Origin of the sequence: Mesorhizobium sp. M0195, from assembly GCF_040322115.1 — a bacterium.
GTDB lineage: Bacteria > Pseudomonadota > Alphaproteobacteria > Rhizobiales > Rhizobiaceae > Mesorhizobium.
Genome location: NZ_JAMYSV010000004.1, coordinates 268,335 through 286,654 on the forward strand (window position 1 = coordinate 268,335; position 18,320 = coordinate 286,654).

Sequence of the window (18,320 nt, forward strand, 5' to 3'; positions counted from 1 at the left end):
GACGCTGCTCAGCGAAAAGACGCTGCGAGCGCCGCCCCTTGGTGCGGATGGCACGTCCGCCCGTTTCAGCGGATTTTTGCCCTCGGCGCGGCTGTGGAGGCTCGAACCACCAGTTCTACCGGCAGAACGACCTGGCGGGGGGCTTCATTGTCAAGAACCATTCGGGCGGCAAGCCTGCCTTTTCCGATCACGTCTTGCGCGACAGTGGTCATCGGAGGCGTGGTGCGTGCAGATTCAGCGGTGCCATCGAAGCCGACGACCGATACGTGGCCCGGCACGTCTATGCCGCGGCGAACCGCCTCGTCCAATATCGTGATTGCCTGCCAATCCGACATGGTCAGGATCGCGGTTGCTTCAGGCGCCCTGTCGAACACTACTGCTCCGGCAGACGGCTCGCCTGGTATCGTCTCGATGATCGGGACATCGTCGATCGATAAATTCGCCTCCGCCAAACCCTGTTTGAAACCGTCGAGCCTTTCGTCATCCAGCGGGAAGCCGGCCAGAAGCGGGCGCGTTGCGTGTCCGGGCATGTGGACAATCGGCGGGCCGGGAGTCCGGCGCACCGAAAGGATGGCAAAGTGCCGGTGCCCCAGCCCGGTCAAATGCCGGACTGCAGCAACCGCGCCGCTCCGGCCGTCGATCTTTATCGAATTGATGTCGGGACCTGCGTCGCTTTCGAGAATGACGAAGGGCAGACGGCGTCTCTGGACCGAAACTATGAGACCAATGTCGGCGCTGTGACCAAGGATAAAGCCGTCAACCAGGGCATCGCGGATGCTGGCGAAGCGCGTGTTGTCGGTGCCGTTTACAAGGCTGAGCGTCGTTCCAGCCTCGTCGCAGGCGAGCGAAACGCCGAGCACCAGCTCGCGGCCGTATGGGCTTCTCATCACTTCGGAGATGGCATAGGCGCCAGGCGGCATGAACCCGATGGCATTGAACTTGCCGTCCCGCAGCAATCGTCCTTTCGGATCGGGGCCGCCAAACCCGAGCGCTCGCGCGGCCGCTTCGACGCGCTCGCGCAATTCAGGCCTGACCAGCTCCGGCCGGTTGAAGACGTTGGAGACAGTCCCCCGGGAAACTCCGGCAGCCTTGCCGACATCGGCTAGGGTGGGCATTGGCGATTCACTCGTTTTCCCTGAGGTAGACCATTTTTTGGAGCGCTCCAAGAATTTTATTGACTCAAGATCGAAATTGGCGGATCGTGTCTCTTGGAGCGCTCCAAGAACATTTATTCTGAGGATTTTTGCGACTAGACATTGAAGATCGTCAAATGGCGTGGCCGCAGCGGCCATGCCCAAGGAGAGGATGATGGCAGAAACCGATGTTTTTCCAGCCTCGCTCGTCGGCAAGACTTTCGACTGCGTTTTCGGCCCCTTCGTACCGCGGTTGACGTTTCTCTCGCCTCAGGAATTGCATATCCAGGCGTCGATCGGGACCACCGAAATCGATGAGGTGGTCAACGTCGGCCTGATCAGCGTGCGCCCGAATCTCGTGCTCGCGAGCTGGACGGAGCAGAGCGGCAACTTCATTGTGCAGTTGCAGGACCACGAGGAGGGGATCGTTCATAATTATGCGCCGGCTGGCCGATGGGCAGCTCTTCTGTGCCCAGGGCGCCATTCAAGTCGTTCCTGCATAAGGGAGGAAAATGCGATGGAACTCGCTTACGACAGTCATCTGCTTGCTCGAATTCTGCTGAGCGTCGCGACCGTGGGCTACGGTGTGGTGACGATCAAAGCCGACTTGAACGCCACCCACGCCACCAATCCGCTCTGGACTCCCCACGCCCGGTTTCACGTCGTCTGGCAGGTGTTGAGCTACACCGGAGTGGCGCTGATTGCGCTCGGACTTGTCTGGATCAAGGGGCAACTCGAAGCCGAGCGGCTCTATCTCGCCGGGGGATTGGCCGCGGCCATGTATGGGGCGTTCTTCGCGGCCATGCTCTCGCGGCCGATATATGGCGGCGTGCTGTATGATGAGAACGGCTATCTGCCGTTCCGGCCGCCGTTTGGACCGGCGGGCTGGCGGGGGGATGTCAACGTCACCGTCTTTACCGCGATGTCCGCGATCCTGCTGCTGGGCGTGGCTGCGATTTAGGGAATCCGAGGAAAAGTGTGAAACAGTTTTCCGTCCGGAATTGCGCAAGAACAAGCAAGGACAAAGAGATAGAGCGGTTCGGCGCTTCCGTGAAACGACGAACTGCTCTAGCAACTGTAGTACTAGGACAGCGCCAGCGCCCTGAGCCACGCGACCAGCCGGTCACGGTCGGCGGTCATCCCCTTGTAGTCGAGCTGTGCCTCGTCCAGCGCCAGAAGTTGTTCGGCCAAGGATGCTGCGAGCGGCGTGTGGTCGGGGTGGCGCTCCAGCACGGCGAGCGGGTCGAGATGAATGCGGATGGTGAAGAGTATGTCGCCCGAGACGGGGAGTTTTCTCAACGTCTGCCGCTCGACGCGGATAAAGGCATGGGCGTCGATGTCGCCGTCCGGGAATCGCGACGGGCGATTGCTGGCGCGATCGATGCGCTCGAGGTTGGAGAGCGGATGGTAGAGCGCGTCGCCCGCCTGGATCGACCAGTTGTAGCGCTCGACGGCTTGGCCCTGGAGGCCGTCGAACATGCGGTTGATGAGATCGGCGGGGCGTGTGCCTGGGCCGAAACCCGGTACCGGCGCGTGGATCTGCTGCAGCGGCTTGCCGAATTTTTCGGTCAGCGACCATGACGACGGGAAGCAGAGCGAGCCGGCGGCCAGACGCCAGCCGCTGTCGTCGCGGCGCATCAGGATCAAATCCTCCTGCACGAGCAACGAGGCCGCGACAAGCGGCGCATCGCTGAAAGAAGCTGAGGTGCCTGAGCCCTCGAGATTGTCGATGCCGCCGATCACCTCGATCGCATTGTCGGTACGCCTGTGGGTCTCAGGAAAGTTCGCCGCCAGATGCGCACCGAGCAGATCGAGCACTTCGCGCTGAGCGTCGCGCGTTGTTTGCTCCTCGACAAAAACCTTGCCGGGAATTTCCGCATAAAGCCGGCGTTTCTCGGCAAGATAGGGCAGCAGATATTCGTCGACCTCGATCCAGCTATCGAGATTGAGCGGCTTCAGCCCGATGGTGAACAGTTTCGACGAGCCGTCATAGGGTGTGTGGGTCGGTGTGCGGAAACTCATGCTTCTTTGTAGGCTTCCAGTGCGGCAGCGGCCATTCTCGGCGTGAATTCGGTGATTTCGTAATCGGCGGCACCTGCCTTGGCGAAGGGATCGTCCGCCAGTCTGGCATCGAGCTCCTCGCGTGGACCGCGCGCGATGATGATGCCGCCGGTCCTTGGCCGCTTTGGCCCGGAGGCGACAAAGATACCTTGCGCATAGCAGGCCTTCAGCCACTCGACATGCGCTTGCTGCAGGCGGTCGATCTCGGTCAGCGGCACCTTGTAGTTCAGCGAAACCACGAACATTGTTGTCTCCAGATGCTTCAGCCCAGCCGCGCCGGGATCAATCCGCGCAGCGAGTTGCCGACGAACAGCGCCTTGGCCGATTGCAGTTCGTTCCACGTGTAGACCGCTTCACCGGCGCGGCCTTGATCCAGCAGTTCGCCGCGCAGGACGCCAGGCAGCAGGCCGCAATCGAGCCGCGGCGTGGCCAGCACGCCGTCGCCGAAATCGGCAAAGACGTTGGTGATCGTGCCCTCGCAGATTTCGCCGCGCTCATTGGCGAGCAGCACCTCGTCGGCGCGGCTGGCGAGATATTCGGCGCGGGCGCGCGTATAGGGTTGTCGGCGGCTGGTCTTGTGACGCAGCAGCGTGTCGCTCGGATCAAGCCGCACCCGTGCCAGTTGAAGTGTCCAGACCTTGTCTGCGGCGAGCGGCTCGTAGGGCTGCACCGAAACCGCTGCTTCGCCATTGCGCGACAGGACGAGGCGGGTGCGCAACACGATCTGTTGGCGGCCGACCGCATTCATCAGCGCTTCGCCGACCCTTTGCGGATCGCAGGCGAAACCGAGTTCGCTTGCCGAGCCGTAGAGCCGCGCGAGATGGCGGTCGAAACGGAGGAAACCGGAGCCGGGTTCCCAGCGCATTGTTTCGATCAGTTCGAAATCGGCAGTGTTCCCGTCGCGAAACGGGCTTTCAGCAGACACTCCTGGTACTCCTCTTCGGCTGTCGAATCGAAGACGACGCCGCCGCCGACATTGTAGACCGCCTCGCCATTGGCAAAGAGCGAGATGGTGCGGATCGCCACGGAAAAACGCATCCGGCCGCCGGGCGCGATCCAGCCTATGGCGCCGCAATAGACATCGCGCGGCCCACTTTCCAGCTCGCGCAGAATCTCCATAGCGCGGATCTTCGGTGCGCCGGTAATCGAGCCGCAGGGGAACAGCGCGGCGAAAATCTGGCGGATGGCGAGGCCGGGCAAAAGTTTTGCCCGCACGCGGCTCACCATCTGGTGGACCGTCGGGTAGCTCTCGATGCGAAAAAGCTCCGGCACATCGAGCGTTCCAACCTCGCTGATCAGTGAGATGTCGTTGCGCAGGAGATCGACGATCATCCGGTTCTCGGCCTGGTTCTTCTCGTCGTTGCGCAAGAACGCTTTCAGGCGATCGTCCTCGGCCTTGGTGGCGCCGCGCGGCGCAGTGCCTTTCATCGGATGCGTCTCGATCATGTCTTCCGCGTCGACCTCGAAGAACAGTTCGGGCGAACGCGACAAGACGATCGGATCGCCGAACGCGACCAGCGCGCCATACTTCACCGGCTGGCGTTCGGTCAGCGCGTTGAAGGCGGCCAGCGGATCGCCCGACCATTGCGCATGGACCGGAAAGGTCAGATTGCCCTGGTAGCAGTCGCCCTTGCGGATGTGGTCATGCAGCCTGGCAAAGCGTTTGGCGTAGTCGTCCGAAGACCAGGCTGCCTTGGCGTCGAAGATTGGGCCGTTGCTAGCCGGCAGATCGCCTGGCGCGACCGTCTCCTCGACCGGCGCATCGAACACGCCGAGGCAAAAAAGCGGGGCGCGGCGGCCGGCCGGCAGCAGCGGAACGAGCTTGGGTTCGAGCAGGTAACCGGCCTCGTAGGAGAAATAACCGGCCAGCCATTTGCCGCCGTCATGTGCTACCTGCGCGGCTTCCAGGGCAGGCAAAAAGTCCGCCTCGCCATGCGCTGCGATTATCTCGGCCGGCCGGTCGAAAACGAGCTGCCGCGCGGTCTCGTCGTTCCTGAAAATTGCAAAGGGCAGGGGCAGGGACATAAGGCTCGAATGCTGCGGTCACCAGCGATCGATCTATATGGGGGCTCGACCGTGTGCAATCGAGGGAGCGGCGTCTCAAGACGCAAAGGCGCGGCGGCAAAAACAAATGCGGCGCCAGTGGGCGCCGCCTTGTTCCAAAATGCCACCTTGCGATGGATCAGGTGTTGCTGGCTTCCCCCGCGGTCGGGAAGCGGCGCGCAAATTCCTTCTCGTCACCAGCGGCAAGCAGTTTCGCCTGCTCGATCCAGCGTTCACGTTCGATGCGGCCGTCGAAATTCAACGTCGCCTCGATCCGCTTGACATCGTCGGGCGTCCAGGCGGCGATCTGGGCATAGGTCGTGACCCCAAGCCCTTTGAGCAGCCGCTCGTTGGTCGGGCCGATGCCGATCAGGCGACGCAGATCGTTGGCTTTGCCTGCCGCGGTGGCTGTTGCCTTGCCGGTCGCGGCTTTCTTTGCAGCTGGCGCGGCCTTGCTTGCCGCTGGCGCAGCCTTGCTTGCCGCTGGCGCGGTCGTCGGCGCGGCGCTCGCTTTCGATGCAGGCGGTTTCGGTGTTGCCGTTTTCGCGGCACTTGCGCGTGGCGCGGTCGCGGCCTTCGCCGTTGCAGATTTCTTCGGCGCCGGTTTGGCTGGTGCGGATGTCGAAATCAGCGTTGACGGCGCCTGCATCGCGGCTTTGGTCGCGCCGGTCTTGGCGGCTGGCGCCTTGGCTGTTGCCGCCTTCGCGGTTGGCGCCTGGGTGGTTTTCGCCTCGCCCAGCCGGCGTTCGAGATCGGCGCGGGCACGGCCGCATGCATCCAACTCACCGGTCAGACGGTCGCTATCGGCCCGCAATCTGTCGCGTTCGCTGCGCGTGCGGTCTAGATCGCCGCGCAAACTGTCGAGTTCGCCACGCAGGCGTCCCCAAATGAACCAGCCAACCAACACACCTACCAGGAACGCCAGGAGCATGTAGAAAAAAGTGCCCATTATCTTTCTCTCTCCAGTCCGATCCGTCCGCCCTGGCCTGTAGAGCCATGACTTCGGCGAAGGACCATTCGATGGTGGTTCCGCAATTTGCAGAACAGCCGGCTTCGATCGAGCCGTCGGCGACCGGTTTGCCCCTGGCCAACAGCCGTTGTCGCATCCGCCGACACGCATGACCGGTCGGGATTTTCCGACCGGACCCATTCATGCCCGGCTGAGCTTGAGGGCGGACGCTATCATACAGCTTACGGGAATCTAACGGAAAACTTCCATGGAAAGTTATTTAAGAACAAATATCCAAGACAAGAATAGAACCATCGCCAATATGCATTGCAGCTAAACTGTTCTGGAAAACCCAGTCACCCGGTGTTGCGCATCACCCAGTGTTGCGCATCAATTGTCCAGTGCTTCCAGCTCGTCGATCAGTCCGCTGATCACGCTAAGCCCGATTTGCCAGAAGGCAGGGTCGGCCGCGTCGAGGCCGAACGGTGCCAGAAGCTCGGAATGATGCTTGGTGCCGCCGGCGCGCAGCATGGCAAAATATTTCTCCTGAAAGCCGCGCTCGGCGTTCTGGTAGACCGCGTAGAGCGAGTTCACCAGGCAATCGCCGAATGCATAGGCATAGACGTAGAAAGGCGAGTGGATGAAATGCGGGATATAGGTCCAGAAAATCTCGTACCCTTCGCGCAGCTTGATCGCCGGCCCGAGGCTTTCCGCCTGCACTTCCAACCAGAACTGGCCGAGCTTGTCGGAGGTCAGTTCGCCGCTCCTGCGCTCGGCATGCACTTTGCGCTCGAACTCGTAGAAGGCGATCTGGCGCACGACCGTGTTGATCATGTCCTCGACCTTCTGGGCGAGCATGGCCTTGCGTTCGCGCTTGTCGGTGGTCTGCTCGAGCAGCGAGCGGAAGGTCAGCATTTCGCCGAACACCGATGCGGTTTCGGCCAGCGTCAGCGGCGTCGATGCCATCAGGGCGCCCTGACCGCCGGCCAGCACCTGGTGCACGCCGTGGCCGAGCTCGTGCGCCAGCGTCATCACGTCGCGCGGCTTGCCCATGTAGTTGAGCAGCACATAGGGATGCGCCGAAGGCACGGTCGGATGCGCGAAGGCGCCAGGCGACTTGCCGGGTCTCACCGGTGCATCGATCCAGTTGCGGTCGAAGAAAGTTCTGGCGATCTCCGCCATGTCGGGCGAAAAGCGCTGGTAGGCGGAAAGCACGGTGTTCTTGGCCTCGTCCCAGCCGATGACCGCCTGTGGGGTCTCGGGCAATGGCGCATTGCGGTCCCAGTGGTTCATCACCTCCATGCCGAGCCAGCGCGCCTTCATCGCGTAATAGCGATGCGACAGGCGTGGATAGGCGTCGCGAACCGCGGCGGCGAGTGCATCCACCACGCTGCGTTCGACGCGGTTGGCGAGATGGCGGGAATCGGCAATGTCCTCGAAGCCGCGCCAACGGTCGGAAATCTCCTTGTCCTTGGCCAGCGTGTTGGTGACCAGCGTAAAGACGCGCAAATTCTTGCGGAAGGTCGTGGCCAGCGCCTCGGACGCCCGGCGGCGCACCTCGCTGTCTGCATCCTGCAGGCAATTGAGCGCCGGCTCCAGCGTCAGCTCCTCGCCGTCGACGTCGAAGCGCAAATCGGTCATCGTCTCGTCGAACAGGCGGTTCCAGGCCCCGCGCCCGGTGATCGATTTTTCATGGAAGAGCTGCTCGATGCGGTCTTCGAGCTGATAGGGCTTGTCTTTGCGCAGATCGAGCACCCAGGGCCGGTAATGGGCGAAGGCCGGATCGGCCGCGAGTGCGGTTTCGATCGCGCCATCGTCGATGAGGTTCAGCTCGAGCGCGAAAAACAGCAGGTGCGCGCTGGCATCGGTCATCTTTTCCTGGATGTCGCCATAGAGCTTGGCGCGCTGCGGATCCGACGTGTTGCCGGCATAGACAAGCCGGCATAGGAGACGATGCGGCCGATCAACTCCTCCAGCGCTTCATAGGCCTGAAGCGCCTCGCCAAGCCTGCCGGCGCTGCCACGCCCGGCCTCGGCGGCGAGCGTGCCTTTCCAACGGCTCTCGAAGGCGATGGCATCGGCGGCGGCCTTGGCGATGTCGCGCTTCAACTCGGGCGCTTCCATGCCCGAATAGAGATCGGCCAGATTCCATTCCGGCAGGTCGCCAAGCTCCGCCACGCCCTGACCGGGCGCCGCCGCCAGCTTTCGAGCAAAAACCATGCGCATTGCCGATCCTTCCAGACACAAAAATTCGAGGAAACGAGAAGCCGGTCAAATCCTAAGGAATTCATTCACCGGGTTTTTTGAAAGCTTATTTAGAACCCTGTGCCAAGATGATCCATAGGGCGCATTCTCGGGCGGGCACGGTCGGATCAGTCATGGCAGCTTCCATACTCATAGTCGATGACGATCCCGTGCAGCGCAGGCTGCTCGAGGCGGCGGTGACGAAATTCGGCCACACCGCGATCGTCGCCGATGGCGGCGAGGCGGGTCTCGAGTTTGTCGACGGACCCAATGCGCGCGACGTGTCGGTGGTCATCCTCGACCTTATGATGCCCGGGCTCGATGGCATCGGCGTGCTGAAGGCGATGCGCGAGCGTGGCATCCACATTCCCGTCATCGTGCAGACCGCGCAGGGCGGCATCGAAACCGTCGTTTCGGCAATGCGTCACGGCGCCTTCGACTTCGTCGTCAAGCCGGCCTCTCCCGACAGGCTGCAGGCGTCGATCGGCAACGCCCTCAAGGTCGAAGCGCTCGAAGGCGAAGTGAAGCGCTCGTCACGGCAGCGCGGCGGCCATCTGACGTTCAAGGACATGATCACCCACAGTCCGGCGATGGATCGGGTGATTCGGCTCGGCCGCAAGGCGGCGGCGTCCAACATTCCGATCCTGATCGAAGGTGAATCCGGCGTCGGCAAGGAACTGGTGGCGCGCGCCATCCAGGGCAGCGGCGACCGCCGCTCGAAACCTTTCGTCACCGTCAATTGCGGCGCCATCCCCGACAATCTGGTCGAATCGATTCTGTTCGGGCACGAGAAGGGTTCGTTCACCGGCGCCACCGAAAAACATACCGGCAAGTTCGTCGAAGCGCACACCGGCACGCTGTTCCTTGACGAAATCGGCGACCTGCCGCTCGACGTGCAGGTCAAGCTGTTGCGCGCCGTGCAGGACGGCGAGGTCGATCCGGTTGGCGGGCGCTCGACCGTCAGGGTCGACATCAGGCTGATCTCGGCAACCCATCGCAACCTGCTGCAGCAGGTCAAGGACGGAAAGTTCCGCGAGGACCTGTTCTACCGGCTGAACGTCTATCCGATCTTCGTGCCGCCATTGCGCGACCGTCGCGACGACATCCCCTATCTGGTCGAGCACTTCATGGAGAAGGTGGCGCCCGCCGATCCGCGCCACCGCCTGCGAGGCATCTCGGTGGCGGCGCTTGCCATGCTGCAGGCCTATGACTGGCCGGGCAACATAAGGCAGCTCGAAAATGCCGTCTTCCGGGCTTCGGTGCTGGCCGACGGCGACATGCTGACCGAAGAAGAATTCCCGCAGATCCGGGCGCAGGTCGAGGGCACCGTCAATCTCGATTCGGGGATCGCCTTGCCCAATTCAGTGGGGCCAGCTCCAGGGTGGCCAGCTTCCGGATCGGCTTCGGGCAGCCTGCCGCGTGATAACGTCCCGGCCGCCGTCGGCGCCGCCGCGGCCGAGCCCGACGCGCCGGCCAAGCCTCGTTTCGGCACGCTGCGGGCGCTCGACGAGCGCGGCAATGTGCGTGCACTGGCCGAGGTCGAACTCGAAATGATCAAGCTCGCCATCGATCACTACAACGGCCAGATGAGCGAAGTCGCCCGCCGCCTCGGCATCGGTCGGTCGACGCTCTACCGCAAGCTCAAGGAATACGGCATCGACCCGGAAACCGGCCGCGTCGAACGGCTCGCTTCCTGAGTCGCCGAGCCAAGCCGGTTCTCATCCGGACATCATTCCACGCAACTGCGCCTCGAAATGATGTGTTCGCCGCAGTGTTCACGTATTAAGGCGAACGGTAACAGATCGTGTTTCGAGCTGGCGCCAAAACATGATCTAAACCAGCGGTTTACCAAGATATCCGGCGCAATATTTTTGGCGGGATATCGCCACCGTGTTACCGCATTTCGGCTTCAATAAGCGATGATTAACCATTAGGATCGATATTCGGATGCACACACCACGCATCCGTTTGGTCAAATCCGGGGACAAAACGGCAGCCTGCAAGGCCTTTTGATTTGAACAGAATCGAACGACACGAAAACGGGCGGCATTATCACATGAGCGTCTGGCCGAGATGGCTGGCAGCGGTGATTGTTGCCGTCGGGTTCCTTGCAGCGGCGGCAACCGGCGCCAGCGCCGAGACACGTTCGCTGAAGCTCTATCATCTCCACACGCATGAAAAGGCGGAGATCGTCTACAAGCGCAACGGCCGCTACGACCAGGCGGGCTTGCGAAAGATCAACATCATCCTGCGCGACTGGCGTCGCAACGAGCCGACCAAGATGGATCCGCGTCTGCTGGACCTGGTCTGGGAAGCGTACCGGGAGAGCGGCGCCACCGATTACATCCAGGTCGTCTGCGGCTATCGTTCGCCGGCCACGAATTCGATGCTGCGCAGCCGCAGCAGGGGCGTCGCCGAGAAGAGCCAGCACATGCTCGGCAGGGCGATGGATTTCTACATTCCCGGCGTCCCATTGAAGAAGCTGCGTGATATCGGCCTCAGGATGCAGGGCGGCGGCGTCGGCTACTATCCCAGCTCCGGCTCGCCCTTCGTGCATATGGATGTCGGCAATGTGCGCCACTGGCCCGGCATCAGTCGCCAGGAACTGGCGCGCGTGTTCCCCAACGGCAAGACGCTGCATGTGCCGAGCGACGGCAAGCCGCTGCCTGGTTATCAACAGGCGCTCGCCTCCTACAAAGCCCGCAAGGGCGCCGGCGCGCCGGCCATTGAACTGGCCAGCGCAAGCGGCGGCAAAAAATCCCACGGGTTCCTGGCAGCCTTGTTCGGCGGTGGCGAGGACGAGGCGGACGACAGCGCCGATGTGGCGATGGCCGAGCCGGCGCCAAAGCCCCGTAACGTGAAGCCGGCGCCGTCCGCCAAGAGCAGCAACCTGCCTGGTATTGCCATCGTGGCGCCTCAGGATGCCAAGCGCGCCGAGATTCCGGAAGTCGCCGATGCTCCGGCGCCTGAACCGGAGAACGACACGCCGGAGACGATCATCGCGGCATTGCCGGCGCGCAGCATTCCGCTGCCGGATTTTGCTCCGCGTCCGAAGACCGACGTCGGCGCTCAGCCGCCTGAAAACGTTCCGTTCGGCGTGGCGGATGCGGCTGGATCGACTGAACAGGCGGTGGCGACCGCGCAAACGCCGGCAAGCGTGGCGCCGGCAAATGTTCCGTTCGGCATGGCAGACGCGTCTGCTGCGGCCGGCCCGGTGCAGGTCGCGGCAAACAACATTCCCGTGCCGAGCTGGCGGCCCGATCATTCGCTGCCGGCCGACCTGTCGCCGGCGGGTCTTGCGCCGCAGGACAAGCAAGTGTTGCTGGCGCTGGCGAGTGCGACAGAGCGGAGCAACACCGCCACCGACGCATTCTCGGTATTGCCGTCGGCGCGGCCCGACACTTCCCAGCCCGACGAGGTCAAGGCCGTTCTGGAAAGGGTCAGCGCGACCGACGAATACAAGGTCGCGTCGCTTTCCGAGCAAGCATCGGTGTTCGAGGAACCGGCTAGCGACGACCGGGCATCGAACGACCGGGCATCGAACGACGGGGCATCGCCGCGCGAGGCCATCGTTGCCCGCCCGGCCGGCTCCGATCCGGCTGCCGTCATCGGTGCAGGCGTGAAGACCACACGCAAGGAACCCAGGGCAACCGCCCGCGACCTGAAACCCGGCCCCAAGCCGGTGGTGGTCGCCGCCGCGCCGCAGGCCGCCCGATGGGCGCTGCACAGCGGTGAGTATGTAGCAACCGTTTCAGATGCGACAACGGCGCCGCGCTACGCCTACGACTTTGTCCGTACGGCGCCGAGCGAAGTCTATACGGTGGGCTTCCAGCCGGGCAACGAGATGGCCGACGCCAACCGGTTCACCGGCAAGGCCGTCAAGTTCATGTCGGTGGCACGCTTCAAGACCGAGTAGGCCGCGCTCGGCACCTCGCGCGGCTGCCTCCACGCCGACACTGGCTTCCTTCATCCCGGGATGCTAACCAGCGGTCAGCATTCTCCCGCTTCGTCTAATGGTAGGACAGCGCCCTTTGAAGGCGTGAATCGTGGTTCGAGTCCATGAGCGGGAACCAGCCGGCGAACGAGATCGGCGGCGACTTTGATGCAGAAGATGCTAGCGCCCGAGCTTGCTTGCCGCGCGTGCCAAGGCTTCGATCTCGTCCCATTTGCCGGCCTTGACCAGATCGTCCGGCGCCACCCAGGAACCGCCGACGCAGATGACGTTGGGCAGGCTGAGATAGTCGGCGGCGTTCTTGCCGGTGATACCGCCGGTCGGGCAGAATTTCACGTCGGCAAGCGGCGAGGCGAAAGCCTTGAGCGAGGCAATGCCGCCCGACTGTTCGGCCGGGAAGAATTTCAGAAAGCGCAGGCCGGCTTCGCGCGCGGCCATGACCTCTCCCGGCGTGATGGCGCCGGGCAGCAACGGCACGTCGCTGTCCTTGGCTGCCGCGAGAAGCTCGCGGGTGATGCCGGGGCTGACGATGAATTTCGAACCGGCGGCCGCCGCCTCGCCGAACTGGCGGGCGTCCAGGATGGTGCCCGCGCCGACGACGGCGTCTTCAACCTCGCCCGCCACCCGGCGGATCGCCTCCAGCGCGTCGGCGGTGCGCAGCGTGATCTCGATCGCCGCCAGGCCGCCGCGGGCCAGCGCCCGGGCCAGCGGCACCGCGTCGGCAAGATTGGCGATCTTCAGCACCGGTATGACCGGCTGGCCGTTGAGGAGCGACAGGAGCTTTTCGGTCGTGCTGGGCATTCGTCTTCATCTCCTCTGTTGATCAAGTCGACCGGTTAGCAGAAGGCGATTTTTCTGTCCACGAAACGTGGCGTGTCGCGATGTCACGCGTGGTGTTCGAAACCTCCGCGGTCAGACCACTCCAGGCTCTGCCTTGATCCGGCTGTCGTGAGCGTTTAGTGGCTTGGTGATGACACTGCCCAGCCAACCCTTCCGCGTTGCCGCGCTTTACCGCTTCGCCCGGCTCGACACCTTCGAGGCGCTGCGCGCGCCGCTTGCTGCCTTCTGCTGCGCGCGGGGCATCAAAGGCACGCTGCTGTTGGCGCGTGAGGGCATCAACGGCACGGTCGCCGGCAGTGAAACGGCAATCGCCGCGCTCATCGATCATCTCGAATCCATCGACGGTCTCGCCGGCCTCGAGATCAAATTCAGCAGCGCCGCAACGATGCCGTTCCACCGCATGAAGGTGCGGTTGAAGCGCGAGATCGCCACCATGGGCGTGGACAAAATCGATCCGGCGGCAGGTGCAGGCACCTATGTCGCGCCGGCCGACTGGAATGCACTGATCTCGGATACGGGTACCATCGTCATCGACACGCGCAACGCCTACGAGGTGTCGCTCGGCACCTTCAAGGGCGCCGTCGATCCCGCCACCAACAGCTTCCGCGAATTCCCGGCCTGGGTCGAGCAGCATCGGCACGAGCTCGACGGGCGCAAGGTCGCCATGTTCTGCACCGGCGGCATACGCTGCGAGAAGGCGACGGCCTATGTGAAGTCGCTCGGTTTGGAGCATGTGTTCCACCTCAAGGGCGGCATTCTGAAATATCTCGAGGACGTGCCCGCCGAACAGAGCCTCTGGCAAGGCGAATGCTTCGTCTTCGACGAGCGCGTTTCGGTATCGCACGGGCTGGTCGAAGGCGAGGCCGAACTCTGCCGCGCCTGTCGGCATCCGCTAGCCGCAGAAGACCGGCTGTCGCCGAGATATGCTACCGGCGTTTCATGCCCGCATTGCTTCGATGCCCGCTCGGACGAAGATCGCGCCCGTTACGCCGAGCGCCAGCGCCAGGTCGAGTTGGCGCAAGCACGCGGCGACCGCCACATCGGAAGTTAGCTCACGTGAAGCAACTTCACGTCAAGCAACAGCGAATCGATCGATGACCCACAGCCATGTCCCGTCGTTCTGCCGGCGCGCGACCTCGGTGGTGATCGTGCCGTCGGGAAGCCGGGTCGAGGTGAGCGCCAGGTCGCCATTGACGACAGCCGGGACGCTGATCTCCGGATTGAAATTTTCGGCCGGTTGCGGTGATCTCCGCGAACAGCGCCCGGATGGCTTCGCGGCCGAACGTCAGCTGTCCGCCACCGCTGTCGATGACTGCATGCGGCTCAAAAAGCGCGGCCATGCCGTCAATATCCCCGATCCATTGCCGTGAAATCAGCAGGCGCTCCAGTTCCTGGGGGTCGCGTGCCGGTTCGCGGTCAGTCTCATCGGTCATGCCAGGCTCCTCTCAAGCGGCATGCCGCGACATTAGTCGAAGTCGAGGGCGGTTTCGACACGTCCAATGTCCAAAGCGCCACGTGTTTTTGGGCGCGGAAGGAGGCTGCAGCTCTTTGATTTCTGCGTGTAATCCCAGCAGATGTCGGTGCGAGGTCATGCGTGGCAGCGGGCAAAAGGATGCACCCCGTCATTGTAATGTCAAACTGCGGGACCTAGGTCTTCGACGTCCAAACCTGCCCGCGCACCTTCGGCCGGGCCAATTCTGGAGGCATAGATGTTCGATCCCAAGAAGCTCCTCGACGATCTGCTCGGCTCGCAAATTCCTGGCACCGGATCGACCGTTCGCGACAAGGCTGGGCAGGCGGTGCAGATGGCCAAGGACAATCCGCTTGCCGCCGGTGCGCTGGCCGCGGTGCTGCTCGGAACCGGCCCAGGCCGTCGGGTCACCGGTGCGGCGGTGAAGCTTGGTGGGTTGGCTGCGATCGGCGGCCTCGCCTACAAGGCCTACCAGAACTACAAGAACGGCAACGCGCCGGCCGAGACGCAAGCTGCAGGCGAACCGGAATTGCTGCCGCCGCCGGCCGATACCGCCTTCCATCCGTCGCAAGCGCCGCAGGGCGAAGACGAATTCACGCTGACGCTGGTCAGGGCGATGATCTCGGCGGCGAAGGCCGACGGCCACGTCGATGACGAAGAGCGGCAGAAGATCGCCGGCAAGCTCAGCCTCGCCGGCGTCGGCGCCGAAGCGGAGAAATTCCTGATGTCGGAACTGGAGGCGCCGCTCGATCTGGATGTGCTGATCGCAGGGGCCAAGACCGATGCGCAAAAGCTGGAACTCTACACCGCCTCGCGTCTTGCCATCGATCCGGACACGCGGGCCGAACGCGGCTATCTCGACCTGCTTGCCGGCCGTCTCGGCCTGCCGGATGCACTGGTCGACCATGTCGAGGCGACGGTGACGGCGGCGAAGGTGCCGGCAGCGGGCAGCACAGCCAAGCCGGTCGCAGGCTCGCGCTGGTAGCTCGAAAGAGGAAGCCTGGGAACTCGGCGCCGTTGGCGTTAGCTTCTCGTTAACCGCGGAAGCGCATGATTTCAGGCAGTCGGATCGGCTTTCCTCCTCCCATGCCCGGTTCGGATCAGGGGCGGTCGCCAACGGCCGCCCTTTTTGTGAGCACAGGCTTTGGGCCGGCTTGCCATGGTTCTCGCCATTTGCGATGCCTCATCCCTTTCAGGGAGTACAGCCATGACCGACTATAAAACCGCCATCGTCACCGGCGCCGGCACGGGCATCGGCAAGAGCGTCGCCACAGCGCTGCTCAAGGCCGGCTGGAATACGGTCTTCTGCGGTCGCCGCAAGCCGGTGCTGGAGGATGCGATCGCCGCGGCCGGGCCGACGCGGGCCAAGGCATTGGCCTTCGCCTGCGACATCAGCAAGGCCGATCAGGTCGACGATCTGTTCGAGACGGTGGCAGCGGCTTTCGGGCGCGTCGACCTGCTCTTCAACAATGCCGGCACGAGCTACAAATCGACATTGATCGACGACATCCCGGTCGAAGTGTGGAACGACATCGTCGGGGTCAATCTCACCGGCTCGTTCCTGTGTGCTCGCGCCGCGTTCGGCGCCATGCGCAGGCAGCAGCCGATGGGCGGCCGCATCATCAACAACGGCTCGGTATCGGCCTATGCGCCACGGCCGGGCTCGGTGCCCTATACGGCGACCAAGCACGCCATCACCGGGCTGACCAAGACGCTGGCGCTGGACGGCAGGCCCTTCGACATTGCTTGCGGTCAGATCGACATCGGCAACGCGCTGACCGACATGGCGCAAGCGATGACGGTCGGCGTGCCGCAAGCCAACGGCACCATTGCCGCCGAAGCGGTGATGGATGTCGAGCGCGTCGCCGATGCGGTCCTCCATATGGCCAGCCTGCCGCTCGACGCCAACGTGCTGTTCATGACCGTGATGGCGACGAAGATGCCATTTGTCGGGCGAGGCTAAGTTAGTCTCAACCGGTCCTAAATCAGGGCCGGGTGACCGGAAGCGGCACGCCGGGTAAATATAGCGAAATCGGGCGGATTTCGTAGACGGCGGTCGGATTGACGCGGCGAAGGTCGCGCGCAATGTCGATAGCGGCGTCACGGTTGGCACAGTCGACAACATAGAGTCCCAGCAATTGTTCCTTGGTCTCGGCGAAGGGGCCGTCGATAACCATTCCGGGGCCTGGCCCGCGCAAGGTGCAGGCGTCTTGTGTCGCGCCGAGCCGGGCCGCAGGCCCAAGGGTGCCTTGACGGTAGAGCCGATCGTTGATCTGGAGAAGATCGGTCATCAGCGCCGCATCCTGCTCAGCCGTCAGCGCCGTGATCGCTTCTTCCTCGTGATAGGCAAGAATGGCATAGAACATCTGGCGTCTCCTTTCGTCGTCCTCACTTCGCCAGGAACGCCTCGATCCGCTCCAGCGCGCGCAGGATGTTCTCTTCGGAATTCGCGTAGGACAGCCTGACATAGCCTTCGCCGAGAATGCCGAAGTCGGGGCCGCCGATCAGCGCCACGCCGGCATCATCGAGCAGCGCCGAGGCGAGCTTCTTGGCCTTCCAGCCGGTCTTGGAAACATTGGGGAAGGCATAGAAGGCGCCTTTCGGCGTGATGCATGAAACGCCCGGCAAGGCATTCAACCCCTCAACCACGACCTTCCTGCGGCGGTCGAAGGCGCGCATCATCTTGTCGACGTCGTCCTGCGGGCCGTCGATGGCGGCTATGCCGGCATACTGGCTCGGCGCGTTGACGCAGGACCAGCAATTGACCGCCAACTTGCGCACCTTGTCATAGAGATGCGCGCCCTTGTCGCCGTTCGGCCAGATCGACCAGCCCATGCGCCAGCCGGTCATCGCCCAGGTCTTCGACCAGCCGTTGAGGACGATCAGCCGATTACGGATTTCGGGGAAGGTGAGCAGCGAACAGTGCGTCTCGCGGTCATAGGTCATCACGTCGTAGATCTCGTCGGAGAGGATGGCGACGTCCGGGTGTGCTTCCAGGCCCCTGACCAGCTTCTCGATCTCGGCTCGGGGGGTGACGCCGCCGGTCGGGTTGGCGGGCGAGTTGAGGATCAGCAGCCTGGTCTTCGGGGTGATCAGCGCCAGTGTCTCCGCAGCCGAAAAGGCAAAGCCGTTCTCCTCGCGCATCGGCACCGGGATGGGGGCAGCGCCAGTGAACTCGATCATCGAGCGGTAGATCGGAAAGCCGGGATCGGGATAGAGAATTTCGGCGCCCGGCTCGCCGAACATCAGGATCGCCGCGAACATGGTCGGCTTGCCGCCGGGCAGGATCATCACCGCTTCCGGCGAGACTTCGACGCCGGTGGTGGCCAGTGTGCGGCGTACCACCGCTTCGCGCGTCGCCAGCAGGCCGTTGGCCGGCGTATAGCCGTGATGGCCGTCGCGCAGCGCCTTGATCGCCGCCTCGACGATATGCTGCGGCGTCTTGAAGTCGGGCTGGCCGATGCCGAGATTGACGATGTCGCGGCCTTGATGGGCCAATAATGTCGCCCGCGCGAGCACCGCGAACGCATTTTCCTCGCCGAGGCGGTCGAAGGCCGAAATCGTGTGGAGCATTTTTCCCGTCCGTGTGGTTCTTTCAGCGAGCGTGCGTTTTTGTGAGCGTCCGCCC

Annotated in this window: 16 protein-coding genes, 1 tRNA gene and 1 pseudogene; 7 read left to right on the forward strand and 11 right to left on the reverse strand. The window is 63.3% G+C overall.

Annotated features, from left to right (window positions below; genetic code table 11):
* Positions 1-65: 65 nt before the first annotated feature.
* Positions 66-1,115 carry a LacI family DNA-binding transcriptional regulator gene (locus NKJ12_RS11815; protein WP_352506333.1) on the reverse strand — a complete coding sequence of 350 codons (1,050 nt, stop codon included), beginning with the start codon at positions 1,113-1,115 and terminating at the stop codon, positions 66-68.
* Between the two features lie 193 nt (positions 1,116-1,308).
* Here NKJ12_RS11815 and NKJ12_RS11820 point away from each other — a divergent pair, with 193 nt between their 5' ends.
* Positions 1,309-2,094: a MoaF-related domain-containing protein gene (locus NKJ12_RS11820; RefSeq protein ID WP_352702786.1), complete on the forward strand. Its 786-nt coding sequence runs from the start codon at positions 1,309-1,311 to the stop codon at positions 2,092-2,094.
* Between the two features lie 122 nt (positions 2,095-2,216).
* Here the strand turns inward: NKJ12_RS11820 and NKJ12_RS11825 are convergent, their stop codons facing one another.
* From NKJ12_RS11825 to NKJ12_RS11850, 6 genes and pseudogenes are all read right to left on the reverse strand, one after another.
* On the reverse strand, positions 2,217-3,155 hold the full coding sequence (locus NKJ12_RS11825; RefSeq protein WP_352702788.1) for a heme-dependent oxidative N-demethylase family protein: 939 nt from the start codon (positions 3,153-3,155) through the stop codon (positions 2,217-2,219).
* A complete protein-coding gene (locus tag NKJ12_RS11830) occupies positions 3,152-3,439 on the reverse strand; it encodes a YciI family protein (RefSeq protein WP_352702789.1) in 288 nt (95 codons plus the stop codon). Before NKJ12_RS11830 ends, NKJ12_RS11825 begins: the two co-directional genes overlap by 4 nt.
* 17 nt (positions 3,440-3,456) lie before the next feature.
* Positions 3,457-4,119 carry an aminotransferase class IV family protein gene (locus NKJ12_RS11835; protein WP_352702791.1) on the reverse strand — a complete coding sequence of 221 codons (663 nt, stop codon included), beginning with the start codon at positions 4,117-4,119 and terminating at the stop codon, positions 3,457-3,459.
* A complete protein-coding gene (locus NKJ12_RS11840) occupies positions 4,068-5,219 on the reverse strand; it encodes an aminodeoxychorismate synthase component I (RefSeq protein WP_352702793.1) in 1,152 nt (383 codons plus the stop codon). Before NKJ12_RS11840 ends, NKJ12_RS11835 begins: the two co-directional genes overlap by 52 nt.
* Before the next feature lie 157 nt (positions 5,220-5,376).
* Positions 5,377-6,186 (reverse strand): helix-hairpin-helix domain-containing protein, encoded by an 810-nt coding sequence (locus NKJ12_RS11845; RefSeq protein WP_352702794.1) that lies wholly within the window; start codon positions 6,184-6,186, stop codon positions 5,377-5,379.
* Positions 6,187-6,576: 390 nt separating this feature from the next.
* Positions 6,577-8,411, reverse strand: a pseudogene (locus tag NKJ12_RS11850) (M3 family oligoendopeptidase).
* 152 nt (positions 8,412-8,563) lie between these two features.
* Here NKJ12_RS11850 and NKJ12_RS11855 point away from each other — a divergent pair.
* The 3 genes from NKJ12_RS11855 (at position 8,564) to NKJ12_RS11865 (ending at position 12,502) form a co-directional block, all read left to right on the forward strand.
* Complete coding sequence (locus NKJ12_RS11855) at positions 8,564-10,126, forward strand: sigma-54-dependent transcriptional regulator (RefSeq protein WP_352702796.1); 1,563 nt, start codon at positions 8,564-8,566, stop codon at positions 10,124-10,126.
* Between the two features lie 359 nt (positions 10,127-10,485).
* Positions 10,486-12,345 carry a peptidoglycan L,D-endopeptidase MepK gene (gene mepK / locus NKJ12_RS11860; RefSeq protein WP_352702799.1) on the forward strand — a complete coding sequence of 620 codons (1,860 nt, stop codon included), beginning with the start codon at positions 10,486-10,488 and terminating at the stop codon, positions 12,343-12,345.
* A gap of 83 nt (positions 12,346-12,428) precedes the next feature.
* Positions 12,429-12,502, forward strand: a tRNA-Gln gene (locus NKJ12_RS11865).
* 41 nt (positions 12,503-12,543) lie between these two features.
* On the opposite strand, the gene NKJ12_RS11870 is transcribed toward NKJ12_RS11865, so the two are convergent.
* Positions 12,544-13,182, reverse strand: coding sequence for a 2-dehydro-3-deoxy-phosphogluconate aldolase (locus tag NKJ12_RS11870; RefSeq protein ID WP_352702801.1), 639 nt, complete (start codon positions 13,180-13,182; stop codon positions 12,544-12,546).
* Between the two features lie 169 nt (positions 13,183-13,351).
* On the opposite strand from NKJ12_RS11870, the gene trhO reads away from it, so the two are divergent.
* The gene (gene trhO / locus NKJ12_RS11875; protein ID WP_502905705.1) at positions 13,352-14,272 is read left to right on the forward strand and encodes an oxygen-dependent tRNA uridine(34) hydroxylase TrhO; all 921 of its coding nucleotides are present in this window, start codon (positions 13,352-13,354) and stop codon (positions 14,270-14,272) included.
* A gap of 16 nt (positions 14,273-14,288) precedes the next feature.
* On the opposite strand, the gene NKJ12_RS11880 is transcribed toward trhO, so the two are convergent.
* Positions 14,289-14,654 carry a Cif family virulence factor gene (locus NKJ12_RS11880; protein ID WP_352702804.1) on the reverse strand — a complete coding sequence of 122 codons (366 nt, stop codon included), beginning with the start codon at positions 14,652-14,654 and terminating at the stop codon, positions 14,289-14,291.
* 276 nt (positions 14,655-14,930) lie between these two features.
* Here NKJ12_RS11880 and NKJ12_RS11885 point away from each other — a divergent pair, with 276 nt between their 5' ends.
* Entirely contained in the window at positions 14,931-15,677 is a 747-nt protein-coding gene (locus NKJ12_RS11885; protein WP_352702806.1) for a tellurite resistance TerB family protein, read from the forward strand.
* A gap of 222 nt (positions 15,678-15,899) precedes the next feature.
* Positions 15,900-16,655 (forward strand): SDR family oxidoreductase, encoded by a 756-nt coding sequence (locus NKJ12_RS11890; RefSeq protein ID WP_352688061.1) that lies wholly within the window; start codon positions 15,900-15,902, stop codon positions 16,653-16,655.
* A 22-nt stretch (positions 16,656-16,677) separates the two neighbouring features.
* Here NKJ12_RS11890 and NKJ12_RS11895 read toward each other — a convergent pair whose 3' ends face one another.
* Positions 16,678-17,058 carry a YciI family protein gene (locus tag NKJ12_RS11895; protein WP_352702808.1) on the reverse strand — a complete coding sequence of 127 codons (381 nt, stop codon included), beginning with the start codon at positions 17,056-17,058 and terminating at the stop codon, positions 16,678-16,680.
* Positions 17,059-17,080: 22 nt separating this feature from the next.
* The gene (locus NKJ12_RS11900; RefSeq protein ID WP_352702810.1) at positions 17,081-18,265 is read right to left on the reverse strand and encodes a pyridoxal phosphate-dependent aminotransferase; all 1,185 of its coding nucleotides are present in this window, start codon (positions 18,263-18,265) and stop codon (positions 17,081-17,083) included.
* Positions 18,266-18,320: the final 55 nt, after the last annotated feature.